Annotated in this window: 12 protein-coding genes; 10 read left to right on the forward strand and 2 right to left on the reverse strand. The window is 70.7% G+C overall.

The window, feature by feature from the left end; translation table 11 throughout:
• Nucleotides 1-4 precede the first annotated feature (4 nt).
• Nucleotides 5-148, reverse strand: coding sequence for a hypothetical protein (locus tag P3T39_RS09590; protein ID WP_280696963.1), 144 nt, complete (start codon nucleotides 146-148; stop codon nucleotides 5-7).
• 111 nt (nucleotides 149-259) lie between these two features.
• On the opposite strand from P3T39_RS09590, the gene P3T39_RS09595 reads away from it, so the two are divergent.
• The 9 genes from P3T39_RS09595 (at nucleotide 260) to P3T39_RS09635 (ending at nucleotide 11,337) form a co-directional block, all read left to right on the forward strand.
• The gene (locus tag P3T39_RS09595) at nucleotides 260-511 is read left to right on the forward strand and encodes an NAD-dependent epimerase/dehydratase family protein (protein WP_348534324.1); all 252 of its coding nucleotides are present in this window, start codon (nucleotides 260-262) and stop codon (nucleotides 509-511) included.
• Between the two features lie 171 nt (nucleotides 512-682).
• Nucleotides 683-1,291, forward strand: a complete 609-nt coding sequence (locus P3T39_RS09600; protein WP_280696965.1) for a DUF6585 family protein — start codon at nucleotides 683-685, stop codon at nucleotides 1,289-1,291.
• A gap of 623 nt (nucleotides 1,292-1,914) precedes the next feature.
• Nucleotides 1,915-2,712, forward strand: a complete 798-nt coding sequence (locus P3T39_RS09605) for a phytanoyl-CoA dioxygenase family protein (RefSeq protein WP_280696966.1) — start codon at nucleotides 1,915-1,917, stop codon at nucleotides 2,710-2,712.
• A gap of 11 nt (nucleotides 2,713-2,723) precedes the next feature.
• Nucleotides 2,724-3,314, forward strand: a complete 591-nt coding sequence (locus tag P3T39_RS09610) for a DUF6309 family protein (RefSeq protein WP_280696967.1) — start codon at nucleotides 2,724-2,726, stop codon at nucleotides 3,312-3,314.
• A gap of 20 nt (nucleotides 3,315-3,334) precedes the next feature.
• Complete coding sequence (locus P3T39_RS09615; protein WP_280696968.1) at nucleotides 3,335-7,585, forward strand: amino acid adenylation domain-containing protein; 4,251 nt, start codon at nucleotides 3,335-3,337, stop codon at nucleotides 7,583-7,585.
• Nucleotides 7,586-7,643: 58 nt separating this feature from the next.
• Complete coding sequence (locus tag P3T39_RS09620) at nucleotides 7,644-8,900, forward strand: aminotransferase class III-fold pyridoxal phosphate-dependent enzyme (RefSeq protein WP_280696969.1); 1,257 nt, start codon at nucleotides 7,644-7,646, stop codon at nucleotides 8,898-8,900.
• Nucleotides 8,901-8,937: 37 nt separating this feature from the next.
• Nucleotides 8,938-9,798: a TauD/TfdA family dioxygenase gene (locus P3T39_RS09625; protein ID WP_280696970.1), complete on the forward strand. Its 861-nt coding sequence runs from the start codon at nucleotides 8,938-8,940 to the stop codon at nucleotides 9,796-9,798.
• Nucleotides 9,795-10,562 carry an SDR family oxidoreductase gene (locus tag P3T39_RS09630; RefSeq protein WP_280696971.1) on the forward strand — a complete coding sequence of 256 codons (768 nt, stop codon included), beginning with the start codon at nucleotides 9,795-9,797 and terminating at the stop codon, nucleotides 10,560-10,562. Before P3T39_RS09625 ends, P3T39_RS09630 begins: the two co-directional genes overlap by 4 nt.
• Nucleotides 10,563-10,566: 4 nt before the next feature.
• The gene (locus P3T39_RS09635; RefSeq protein ID WP_280696972.1) at nucleotides 10,567-11,337 is read left to right on the forward strand and encodes a methyltransferase domain-containing protein; all 771 of its coding nucleotides are present in this window, start codon (nucleotides 10,567-10,569) and stop codon (nucleotides 11,335-11,337) included.
• Between the two features lie 42 nt (nucleotides 11,338-11,379).
• Here the strand turns inward: P3T39_RS09635 and P3T39_RS09640 are convergent, their stop codons facing one another.
• Nucleotides 11,380-11,688 (reverse strand): hypothetical protein, encoded by a 309-nt coding sequence (locus P3T39_RS09640; RefSeq protein WP_280696973.1) that lies wholly within the window; start codon nucleotides 11,686-11,688, stop codon nucleotides 11,380-11,382.
• 293 nt (nucleotides 11,689-11,981) lie between these two features.
• On the opposite strand from P3T39_RS09640, the gene P3T39_RS09645 reads away from it, so the two are divergent.
• Nucleotides 11,982-12,518, forward strand: coding sequence for a ferritin-like domain-containing protein (locus tag P3T39_RS09645; RefSeq protein ID WP_280696974.1), 537 nt, complete (start codon nucleotides 11,982-11,984; stop codon nucleotides 12,516-12,518).
• The last annotated feature ends 87 nt before the right edge of the window (nucleotides 12,519-12,605 follow it).

The following is a 12,605-nucleotide window of genomic DNA, read 5'->3' on the forward strand; positions in this document are numbered from 1 at the left end:
GAGGTCAGGCCGGCTCCGCCGACTCCGCCCCGGTCGCGACGGGCTTCGGCGCGGAGCCGGAACCGGCGGCGGGGCCCGAGGCGCGGCGCAGGAAGAGGGCCAGCGTCGGGACGAGGTAGACCGCCCAGACGGCCACCTTTAACTCCACACTGCCTCTCCTCTCGGCTTCCACCCCCGGCTTCCGCCCTTTCTGATCGCTCATCACCGCCTCTCCCCCACCTGGCGATTCACGCCGTGGGACCCTGGTCAGGTGGACGAGATGAAGGTTCTGGTGGTCGGCGGTACGGGATTCCTGGGGCGCGCCGTGGTCGCGGAGCTGCTGGGCCGAGGCCATCGGGGCACCGCGCTCAGTCACAGCCGGCCGCTCGCCGACGACCCGGCTGACAGCCCGGCACACGGCCCATCGGGTGCCGGGACTGCCGTTGTCGCGGATGCGGAGCAGTTGGGCGAGGACGGCTGGGCGGCGCGGATGGGTTGCCTACTGGCGGAGCCTCTTGGACCGCTCGTCTAGGATCAGCCGGTCGACGGCCGAGTCCGAGAGGGTCCACAGATGGCGAGAGAGCGCGACGAACCCCCGCCGGAGGTCCGGCGACTGGCCGAAGAGCACGCGTTCGGACGGTACGTCAGGAGCGGCGACGCTCCGTGGTTCCCGAAGACGTGCGCGGGGTGCCTGGTGAGCGGCGTGGCACTGTCACTCGGGGCCGGACTCCTCCTCCACGGCGACCAGCCCGCCTGGGCGGTGGCCGGCGCCACCCTCGGCGTCCCGCTTGCGCTGCTCACCGCCACCGGACTGCTCGACAGGAGAGGCGCGCAACGGCTGCCTCGCGCGCACTGCTTCGAGCACGGCATGGTGCTGGCCACCGGAGCGGAACTCGCCGCGCACTCCTGGCAGCGGCTGCGCCCCTTCGAGTGGGTCACGGGCGGCTACCGGCAGACTCCCGTCCACCACCTTCAACTGCGCACCCTGGACGGGCAGCCGCTGTTCGAGTTCGGCGGCGAGGTCGGTTGGGCGGCAGAGCTGGTAGCCGCCGACGAGCTGCCGCGCTCACTCCAACTCCTCGACCAGGGAAGCCCGGTGAACTTCGGCCGGGTCACCCTCACCCCCGAGGGCATGGTGGTGGACGGAACCGCCGTGCCCTGGCCCACGATCCGCCGCATATCCTCCCACCGGGATCGCATCGACATCCTCCACCTCACGGCGCGAGGCGAGTTGCGCGCCACGATCCCCTGCCAGGACACGCCGCACCAGCGGGTTCTGCTCACCCTGGCCAGGTCCCACATGCCGGAGTGACGCCCCGCCCGGCCATCACCGCATTCCCCGGGATGCCCAGGTTCCGGGAGATCAACCGGATCGACATTCGCCCGGCCCGGGACAACCGGTGTATCTCAGCCCAGTCCACCACTCGAACCACTCTCTCCTCCTGACCCTCAAGGAAGATCAGGACGATCGGATGATCGCAAAGACGGTTCACCATTGATCCGCCGATCAGCGGTCGGATTTCACCTGATACCGAGATCCCGTTCTCTTCGATCATCATGATCCAGTGTCCGAAATCTCCATGTACCAGAACAAAGGCCCGGATACTTCCCGCCTACCCCCCGAGGCACCCGGGATCGAAAGTGTCCACCATCCGGGACGGGCCCCCTCCAGCCTGCGCACACACCGCCCGACAGGCCGAACGGTCCACCGGACGAACCGGTGGGCGGACGAAGGATCGGGGCCGGACGGTCAGTTGGCCTGAACATGCCCCCAGGCCCGATGCGGCTCTTGTGAGGCGCGCTCTCGGAACCCCAGACTCCATCACGCAGAATCCGACCGGGCATGGTCAGTTCGTGCCCTTCCGTGGTGATTGAATCGCCTGAAGCCTGCGGTGAATGACGCGTCATCGTCGCCTGAAAGGGTGAATAATTTTAGTGCCACTGTTTCTTGAGGAGCGTGAGGCCCTCGACGCCGCACAGCTGGATCAGTTTGCGGAATCAGGATATTTGGTCCTTCCCGGTCTCCTGTCGGAGACCCTCCGGAACCGGCTCGTGCCCGAAGTGGACCGCTGGGTCGACGAGGGTCTGCGCGCTCGCTCGATAGCCTCCTGCGTCGATCCGGTCACGCACGAGCCGCCCCCGGTCATGGAACTGGAGCTGCCGGGGCACGGTGAACTTCTCACCCACCGCCTGCTGATGCGCGCGCTCGCGGACCTCATGGGCCCTTCGTTCGTCTTCCACCATCTGCACAGCGACAGGCAGAGCCCCGACATCGCGGGCAAGCCCTGGCACCACGACTACGAACCCAATGACCGTGCGGATCCGTCGCTGTTGATGGTCCACGCGCTGCACTACCTCGGCGGCCTCGACAAAACGGTCGGGAGCCTCGCGGTTCTGCCCGGTTCCCATCGCGAGTCCGTCGGCAAGACCGCGCTTGTCCACCTCGGCACTGCGGGACTGCCGGGTGAGGTCGTCATCGACCGGCTGCCGGCCGGCTCGACCGTGCTGCTCAACTCGGCGCTGTTCCACACCCGCAGACCCGCCCCGGACGGACCCGGTCGGCCCCGCTACTTCGTCGACGCGTCGTACTGCCAGGTGGGAGCGCGCTGGCGGCCGGTCAAACCCTACTGGCGACAGATGCTCGCCCGGGCCCGAGAGCTCAACCTCGATCACGGGCGGTGGCCGGAACTGTTCGCGGACCGGCACTTCACCGAGTACACCAGAACCACCTGAGAGGCATCGGTGTGAAAGTTGTCAGCTCGGTCACGTTCGCCGAGGTCCAGGAGATCTACCTGGGGTATCACCCGGTCGGGCAGACGCACGAGGCGAACACCAACCAGGACGGGGAGGAGAACCTCCAGCGTGCCGAGCAGCTGCTCGGCAGCTGGTGGGGAGTGCGGCTGTCGCGGGCGGAGGTCCTCGACGTCATGCTGCCCTGGCACCTCAGCGAGGGCGGCAAGCTCGAACTCGTTCCGCGGGCCGGGCTGACGGTGGGGCAGGCCGCGGAGCGCGTCCGGTCCGGCGGGGCCGAGTGGGCCGAAGCGAACCCGGTGTGTGCGGCAAAGCTCGAACTGCTGAAGTCGTCACCGCTCACCCCCGTGTACCTCAGCACTCTCCCGGTGCCGCATTCCGACTACTCGGACCTCCGTCTCGGAAGCGGCCTCGTCCACCTGGACGGCCTGCATCGAATGATCGCCTGGGAACTGGCCCGGCGCCTGCCCCACGAGGAGCGGCTGGAGGCCTTCGTCGCGGGCGATGTCCGGACCCACCTCGACGCAGGAGACAGATCGACCATCATGACGCCGCCCGCACAGACCGGAGACGAGCAAACGTGACGTGTGCGATACGGTCCACCTTGTCGCTGACCGATCTGCTGGCACACAATGCCCGGGTTCACCCGCACCGGCCCGCCCTGACCGACGGGCTCCACTCGTTCGACTACCGAACGCTCGACATGGTGGCCAGCCAGGTCGCAGGCCACCTGCGCGAGCTCGGCGTCGGCCGCGGGGACCGGGTGGCGCTGCTCGGGCCCAGGGACGCCCGATTGTGCGCCTTGCTGCACGGTGTTCTGCGTTCGGGCGCCGCTGCGGTGATGGCCGACCCGGAATGGTCCGGTCCCGACCTGCACAGGCGTCTTGACGCCGTCCAGGTCAGCTGCGCGCTCACCACGGACGCGGCGGTCCGGGCACCGGAGGCCTACCGCACCGAGGTCCTCGACGTCGATGCGCTGGCTGCCGGCAGCCCTGCCGGCCAGCCCCTCACCGTCCTGGGCCCGGACACGGATCTGGCGTACCTCTCCTTCACCTCGGGTTCGAGCGGAGCACCGAAGGCCGTCGCCGTCACCCACGCCAACGCGGTGCACTACGCCCGGTCGCTGCGCCACCGGCTCGGGCTCACCGACGCCGACGCCCCGCGCATCGCCCACGTCACCACGCTGGCTGCCGACCTCGGCCACACCTCCTGGCTGCTCGCGCTCGCGACCGCGGGTTCGGTGCACGTCGTTCCTGATCACGAGGTACGCGACCCGGAGGCCTTCTGGGCATCCCTGCGCAGCGCCGGAGTGTCGGTCCTGAAGACGACGCCGTCGCATCTGATGGCGCTGCTGGAAGGGCGGCCCTCCGCGAGCCCTGCCCTGCACACCGTGCTCCTGGGCGGTGAGGCGCTGCCGCGGACGTTCGCCGCCGGCCTGCTCGACGGTGGCGTCACGGCCCGGGTGGCCAATCACTACGGGCCGACGGAGACGACCGTCGGTGCCACCTGTTTTCTCGCCTCGGCGCCGAGCGACCTGCCTGCGGACGAGGCGACGGTCCCCATCGGCACCGCGATCGGCGAGGTGGACCTCAGGTTGCTGGACGGCACCGGAGAGCCGGTCCCCGATGGCGCGGAGGGCGAACTCTTCATCGGCGGGAAGGGCGTCAGCGCCGGCTACTTCGGCCGGCCCGACGAGACCGCGCGCCGCTTCACCCGGCACGACGGCGAGGGGGTACCCCCGGCCGGAGGTTGGGGAAGGGTGTACCGGACGGGCGATGTATGCCGTCGCCGACCGGACGGGAACCTCGTCTTTCTCGGCCGGTCCGACCGCCAGGTCAAGGTCAGGGGTTTCCGGGTCGATCTCGCCGAGGTCGAGCGGGCCATGGAGGAGTTCCCGGGCATCGTCAAGTCCGCGGTGATAGTTCGGGACACTCCCACGGGCAGCCAACTGCTGGCCGCCGTGCGGTCGGCGGACGGGCACGGCGAGCGCGTGACGGTTGACGCGCTCCACTCCCACCTGCGCGACCGGTTGCCCGGGTACTCGGTCCCGCAACCGATCATCGCGGTGCAGGACTTCCCGATCGGCTCGAACGGGAAGCTCGACCGCGAGCGCCTCGGCGCGGTCGTCAGCGGGATCATCGAAGCCCGGGCGCGACGGGCGAAGACGGGGCAGGCGGCCCCGTCGGACCGGATCGACACGGAGCTGGTGCGCTCCATAGCGGACCTCTGGGCGGGCGCGCTCGGCCTGCCCTTCGTCGGTCCGCACGCCGACGTGCTGAGTCTCGGCGGGGACTCGATCCTCGCCATGCGCACGGTCGCGCTACTGCGCCGGTCCGGGTACCGCGTCGCGTTCGAGGACTTCTACCAGAACCCGACACCGACACTCCTGGCCTCCGTCGCCACCCCGGTACATGACGGTGCGTCAGTGTCGGCCGCAGCCCCGGACGGTGGCCGGGACCGGCGGCTTGCGCCGGCCCAGCGGTGGCTGTTCAGGCAGCCCGTCGACGACCTCCGGCACTGGAACCAGTCGGTTGTCCTGCGGTGCGAGGCGGCCGTAGACGCCGCGGCTCTCTCGGCGGCCGTCGAGGGCGTCCTCCAGCGTCATCCGGCACTGCGGCAGCCCCTCTCTCCGGACGGTCCCGGCGACCCGCGGCCCGTGGGCGATCTGGACGTGGTGTCCTTCTCCTCGATTCCGCGACCGGCGGGCCGACTTGCAGAGGTGATCGACGGCGTCTGCACCGAACTGCACCGCAGCCTCGACCCGGCGGCGGGGCGCTTGATCCGGATCCATCTCTTCACCGGCCCGCCCGGCGTCGACGACCGGCTGGCTGTGATCGTGCACCACCTGGCCATCGACGGTCTCTCCTGGCGGATCCTGCTCGACGACTTCGCCCGTGCGTACCGGGCGGCGCTGTCCGGGCAGCAGGCCGACCTTCCCCCGACGGCCGACTTCTACCGGTGGGCCGCAGCCTCGCCGTCGGCGTCCACCGTCGCCGGGACGGATGCGCCGCGCCTTCCCGTGACCGGCGTGACCAGCGTGACCGGCGGTACCGAACCGGCAGCCATCAGCTGGGCTCTCGACGAGGGCGCGACCGCCCGGCTCGTCGGGCGGTACGGACGAGGGCAGGGGCTCGAAGCGTTCCTGCTGTCGGCTTTCGCCGACGCCGTGTCGGGCTGGAGCGGCCAGTCCCGTCTTGCGGTGGAGGTCGAGACCCACGGCCGCGATGTCTCGGGCGACGACGGCGAGTACCTGGACACCGTCGGCTGGTTCACGGCCGTGAAATGGGTGACCGTCGACTCCCCCGACCGGACCGGCAGCGTCGACAGCGCGGGTCGCCCTGCGGTGGCCGAGCGGGTGCGCGAGGTCGGGCGTCGCGTCGGGGAGGCGACCGAGCTGCCGATGGACACGGCAGGTTCTCGCCCCGAGGTCGGGTTCAACTTCCTCGGGACGTTCCGGCTGCCCGACGAGCCGTCGCTGGGCTGGTCCGTCGCGGACGAGCAGGCCGGAACGGCCCGGTGCACGGCCGGGGATCCGCTCTACCTGCTCCGCCTCACCGCACGCATCGTCGAGGACCGGCTGGTGACCGATCTGGTGTACACGTGGCCGAAGTTGTCCCACGGCAGTGCGGACGGCATCGTCGCCTCCTTCGCCCGCAGCGTGGCGGCCGCGGTCGAGGCCCCGGCCCTTCCGCACACCAGGACGCCGGCGTCGACCTCCGGTCAGCTGCTGCACCCGGGGACCGGGACGCGCCCCGGCGGCGGCCGCTGGAGGGTGAGCGAACCGACGCGGGTGCTGCTCACCGGGGCCACCGGCTATCTGGGCAGGCATCTGCTCACCGAGTTCGTCGACCGGGGCGCGCACGTCACCTGCCTGGTACGCGGAGAGCGCGACGCCGACGCCGCTCGACGGCTCGACACCGGACGCGACCGGGTGGATGTGGTCGCCGGTGACATCGACCGGGAGGGCCTCGGTCTGTCCCGGGCCGGTCTCGCCCGCGCCCGCGCCGCGCATGTCGTCGTCCACGCCGCTGCGGACGTCCGCCTGGTGGCCTCGCCCGCCGAGCTGGAGCAGACCAACCACGCTGCGGTCCAGCGGCTGCTGGGCTGGATCGACGCCCAGGCCCCCCAGGCCCGCTTCCACCATGTTTCGACGCTCGCCGTCGCCGGCAGCGTCGACGGGCCCGCCCGCCGTTTCAGCGAGGCCGACCTGCGAATCGGCCAGAGCTTCCGCACCCCCTACGAGCGGGCGAAGTTCGGAGCCGAGGAGAGCGTCCGGTCCTGGGCGGCGTCGGGCCGTCAGTACTACATCCACCGGAGCGGTCACATCGCCGCGCACAGCCGCACCGGTGCGTTCCAGCGCAACATCGGGGACAACCGGATCTACCAGCTCGTCCGTGGCTATGTGCTGGCCGGCGCGGCGCCGAGGCGGCCGTCGACGACCTTCGCGTTCTCCCATGTCGACACGGTGGCCGCAGGGATCGCGGCGATCGCGACGAATCCACACGCCGCGCCCGGCGTGTACCACGTCGAGACGCCCTACGAGGTACCCCATGACGAGCTCGTCGGATGGCTCGTCGACTACGGCTACCAGATCGTGCTGACCGACGACGACACGTTCGCCCGGGCCATGGCCCGCGCCGAACAGACCCATCCGAGGGCAGCCCGGCTGGCGTCGGCCTGGTCCCAGCTGGAGGACCGCAACGTCGTCGTCGACAGCTCGTACACGACGTCCGTGCTCGGCCGCGTCGGCGTGCGCTTCGCCCCGCCGACCCCTCAGTGGTGGTCCGCCGCCCTGTCGTGGGCGGCCGGAGTCGGTTTTCTCCCGTCGCCCGTGGTCTCCGGCCGGACGGCCTGACCACAGCCGTCACCGCAGTGCCATCACCGCGTATTCCACCAAACAGAGGGTAGGCCCCGTGTCTCAGCTGTCCCCGGTGCTCAAACAAGCCACGCCCGTCGTCGCCACCCGAGGAGAAGGGATCCACCTCTTCGACGCGGACGGCCGGCGCTACCTCGATTTCACCTCCGGGGTCGGGGTGACCAGCACGGGCCACTGCCACCCGCGGGTGGTCGAGGCGGTTCAGCGGCAGGTCGGCCGGTTGATCCACGGGCAGTACACGACCGTGCTGCACGAGCCCCTGCTGACCCTCACCGAGCGTCTCGGCGAGGTGCTGCCCGACGGCCTGGACTCGCTGTTCTATGCCGCCTCCGGCAGTGAAGCGGTGGAGGCCGCGCTGCGGCTCGCCCGGCATGCCACCGGCCGGCCGAACGCGATCGTGTTCGACGGCTCCTTCCACGGGCGCACGATGGGTGCGGCGGCCCTCACCACCGCGGGCACACGGTTCCGCGCCGGAATCGGTCCGCTGATCCCCGGCATCGCGGTGGCGCCGTTCCCCTACGCGTTCCGGCTCGGGATGAGCGAGGAGGCGGCCGTGGAGTACGCCCTGCGCGGTCTTGACCACGTGCTCGCCACCGTCAGCGCACCCGGCGAGACCGCCGCGATGTTCGTCGAGCCGGTGCTGGGCGAGGGCGGCTACGTTCCGGCCCCGGCGGGCTTCGTGGCCGGACTGCGCGAACGCGCGGACCGCCACGGGATCCTGCTGGTGCTGGACGAGGTACAGACCGGGTTCGGCCGGACCGGCAGGTTCTGGGCCCACCAGCACAACGACGATGTCGTGCCGGACGTACTGATCACGGCCAAGGGGCTGGCCAGTGGCTTCCCGCTCTCCGCGATCGCGGCGCCGACCGCGCTGATGCGGAAGGCCTGGCCGGGTTCGCAGGGCGGGACGTACGGCGGGAACGCGGTGGCGTGCGCCGCCGCACTCGCGACGCTCGACGTCATCCGCGACGAGCGCCTCGTGGAGAACGCCGCCGAGCAGGGACGGCGCCTGGTGGACGGGCTGCGGAAGGTCGCGGCCGGCGCCCCGGCCATCGCCGACGTGCGCGGCCTCGGGCTCATGGTGGGCAACGAGTTCTGCCACCCCGACGGCTCCCCCGATCCGGCCACCGCACAGCGCGCCCAGCGGGCGGCCGCCGACCTCGGTCTGCTGCTGCTGACCTGCGGGACGTACCTGAACGTCGTTCGGATGATCCCGGCACTGGTCGTCACCGCCGAGCAGATCGACGAGTCGCTGGCGCTGTGGTCGAAGGCCGTAGCCGTCACGACCGACTGAGTACCTGGTACCGATGATGAAGGGAGCAATCCACGACATGTCCGATGACACGGTGACCGAGATCGGCTGGAGCAGCACGGATCTGGCGTCTCGACGTGCGCTCTGGTCGATGTCGCTCAGCGACGGCGACAAGAAGCTCTTGTGGGCGGACGCGCAGGCCGGGCGGTGGCACCGGGCCGACAGGGTGCGCGAGATGCTGCGCACCTTCGTGCTCGGCAGCACCCGGTCGGCGGGTTTCGCGCACGTGGGCAACCTGATGGATCCGGCCGCGCCCGAGGACGACATCGTGGCCGGACTGTCGTTCGTGCTGCGGGAGTTCGGGGAGATCGTCGTCCAGAACGCCCAGGGCGACCTGACCCAGGTGCTCCGTGACCGCGACGGTGACGGGGCGACCGAGCTCGGGTTCCACTGCGACACCTGCGACCTGCTCGTCCTGCTCTGCCTCCAGCCCGCCGTACGGGGTGGGGGAGACACCAAACTGGCAAGCGCACGGAACGTCCACGACATCATCGAGCGAGAGCGGCCGGATGTCCTCACCACGCTCCGCGAGGAGTGGACCTTCGACCGGACCGGCCGCGCCGGCGAGCAGATCGTCGTCGCCCCGATCTTCTCCACCGGACAGGACGGGACGGTGAGCTGCTACTACCAGCCCCGCACGGTGCGGACGTCTCCCGAGAAGGGCGGCCCGCCGCTGAGCGCACGCCAGTGGGAGGCCCTCGGTGTCCTCGACGAGGTCCTCTACCGGCCGGAGATCGCCTTCGGCCTGTCCATGGCGGCGGGCGATCTGCTGATCATCCGCAACAGCCGGGTGCTGCACGGGCGTTCGCCCTACGTCGACGAACCGGGACCCGGATCCCGCCGCATGCTCAGGGTGTGGATGAACACGGAGGTCCTGTGACTGCCGGCGCGGAGGGAAACGGCAAGGTCGCCATCGTCACCGGTGGCGGCAGCGGAATCGGCAGGGCCAGTGCGCTCGCTCTGCTCGAAGCCGGATGGTCGGTCGCACTGGCCGGCCGGCGCAAGGAAGCGCTCGAGGAGACCGTCGGACTCGCGGGAGCCGACCCGCACCGGATGACCGCCGTCCCGACCGACATCAGGAACCCCGACGAGGTCGCAGCCCTGTTCAGGAGCGTGAGCCAACTCTTCGGCCGGGTGGACCTGTTGTTCAACAACGCGGGCGCGGCCACCCTGCGGAGGCCGATCGCGGACGTACCGTTCGAGGACTGGACCCGGGTGATGGACACCACCGTCACCGGCACCTTCCTCTGCGCGCAGGAGGCCTTCCGCACGATGCGGTCGCAGTCACCGATGGGCGGGCGCATCATCAACAACGGTGCCCCGTCGGCGCATTCGCCACGGCCGAACTCCATCGCCTACACCACGGCCAAGCATGCCGTTCTCGGACTGACCCGAGCGCTGTCGCTGGACGGACGGCAGTACGGCATCGCCTGCGGGCAGATCGACGTCGGCAACGTGGCTCCGGTGGACGGGAGCCCGCAACCACCCGCCATGCAGGCCGACGGGACCATGGCCGTGGAGGCGACGATTCCCGTGGCGCGCTTCACCGAAGCGCTGCTGCTGATGGCGTCGATGCCGCTGGACACCAACGTGCAGTTCCTCACCGTGCTGCCGACGACGATGCCGTTCATCGGGAGGGGCTGAGAGCATGCTCGTCAGCGCCCGATCCTTCGACGAGTACCGAGCGATGTTCGCACTGTCGGACCACGACCTCTCCCTGCGTGTACTGGACTGCCCGGGCGGGGCGGCGAGCTTCGTGGCACTGGCCGGGGCGCGCGGTACGGACGCCGTCGCCGTCGACCCCCAGTACGGTCGGGACCGGGACAGGCTGGGCACGTTGGTGCTGCGCGAGATCGAACACAAGCACGCGTTCCTCGTGGAGAACGAGTCGAGTTTCGTCTGGACGTGGTTCGGCGGCGTCGAGCGCTACACCCGGCTGCGCGCCCAGGCCGCGCGCACCTTCGCCGCCGATCTCGCCGCACGCCCGGACCGCTACGTCGCGGGCTCCCTGCCCGACCTGCCCTTCGCCGATCGCTCCTTCGACCTCGTGCTCAGCTCCCACCTGCTGTTCTCCTACGGGGCGCAGCTCGACGCGGCCTTCCACCTGAGCGCCCTGCTCGAAATGGCGCGCGTGGCCCGCCGGCAGGTCCGGCTGTTCCCGGTGCTGCTGCACACCAGCGACGAGCGGTACGGCCCGCTGGAGCGCATCCGGGAGGAGTTGGCCGGCTACGGCATCCCGACCCGGCTGGAGCGGGTCGACTACGAGTTCCAGCGCGGGGGCAACGAGGCGCTCGTCCTCGACTGCAGCGACCACGGTGCGTTGCCGAGGGCGAATCCCGTCGGCCGGCCTGCGGCCGGCAGCACCGATCCGGTGCGCTGGAGACATCTCGGTGCGGGCTTGGCGCGGCCCTCCCCCTGAGCAGTGGTGCGCCGGCTGCTGCCCCACCGTGCCCGTGAGGTCTCAGTGGGGCAGCAGCCGGCGGCCGACCAGCCCGACGAGGGCGATCAGGGTGGCCAGCCAGAACAGGCCGAAGAGAGCCAGCACCGGGACGGAGTCGACCTGGACCGCGACGGTCATCAGCCCGAGCGAGCAGGCGGTCAGGAACACCGCGGTGGAGCCGGTGACGGAGCACACCTGCAGCCACAGACGCCACAGCCGACCGAGGGTCATGGTGCTCAGCCTCCGGTCGAGCCCGGTGTCGGCCTTGAGATCCGCCTCGATGGCTGCCAGGATCTGTCGCTCTCGCCGGGACAGCGCAGGACCATCCATCGTCGCCACCTCCTCGGTCCACGGTGGCGGGACTCCACCTCGCGGTTGCCCGAAGTCCGCACGTTCTAACATCGGCCGCGTCCTCAATCGGCCGCGCTGCGGGCGGTTCGGCTCCTGCGGGAGTCCTCCCCGCCCACCCGTGTGACGCGGTGCGGTTTCGGCCGCCGTGGTCGGGACATACGTTCCTCCGTGACGGCGGGCGGCAGCGGGGAGCCCGGGTCCGTACCCGTGAGCGCGCGCGTGCACAGGTGCACACCGCGACGAGAGCAGCGATGGCACGAGGAGGCAGGCCCATGACCGACAGCCTGGTGCTGGACGTGGAGCGAATCCGCAAGGAGGCCCGGCAGACCATGGCCGCGGGCCCGGTCACCGGCGCGTACGGGCTGGACACCGAGCGAGTGGTGAGCGTCCTCAATGACGTGGTGACGACCGAAGTGGTCGGCTGGCTGCGCTACACCCGACACGCGATCAAGGCGCGCGGAGATGCCGGCACGCAGGTCAGCGAGCTTTTCACGGCCCACGCCGACAAGGCGATGGAGCACGCGACGGCCGTCGCGGAACGGATCGCCCAGCTCGGCGGCCGACCGAACTTCGCCCCCTCGACCCTGGCGCAGCGCGCGCACACCACCTACGCGGCCCCCGAGGGCGCCGCACTCACGGCCCTGCTGGAGCAGAACCTGGTCGCCGCAAGGACCGTCATCGCCACCTACCTGGAGATCGCCCGCTGGCTCGGCGACCGCGATCCGACCACCCGCACCCTGATCGAGTCCCTCGCCAGGGACGAGCAGCAGAACGTCGACGCGCTGACCGCCCTGCTGAGGAACAGCTGACCCGCCCCGAGCCGCGCGGTGCGGCCGGCGATGCGCCTTGCGGGTGCTCATCCGGCCGCCGAGAGCCGTCCGATGCCGCCTTCTGGA

This window comes from Kitasatospora sp. GP82, assembly GCF_029892105.1.
Lineage (GTDB): Bacteria > Actinomycetota > Actinomycetes > Streptomycetales > Streptomycetaceae > Kitasatospora.

Coding starts and splice junctions, on each gene's coding strand:
- P3T39_RS09595 (WP_348534324.1), top strand. CDS start 260: ATGAAGGTTCTGGTGGTCGGCGGTACGGGATTCCTGGGGCGCGCCGTG.
- P3T39_RS09625 (WP_280696970.1), top strand. CDS start 8,938: ATGTCCGATGACACGGTGACCGAGATCGGCTGGAGCAGCACGGATCTG.
- P3T39_RS09635 (WP_280696972.1), top strand. CDS start 10,567: ATGCTCGTCAGCGCCCGATCCTTCGACGAGTACCGAGCGATGTTCGCA.
- P3T39_RS09640 (WP_280696973.1), bottom strand. CDS start 11,688: ATGGATGGTCCTGCGCTGTCCCGGCGAGAGCGACAGATCCTGGCAGCC.
- P3T39_RS09645 (WP_280696974.1), top strand. CDS start 11,982: ATGACCGACAGCCTGGTGCTGGACGTGGAGCGAATCCGCAAGGAGGCC.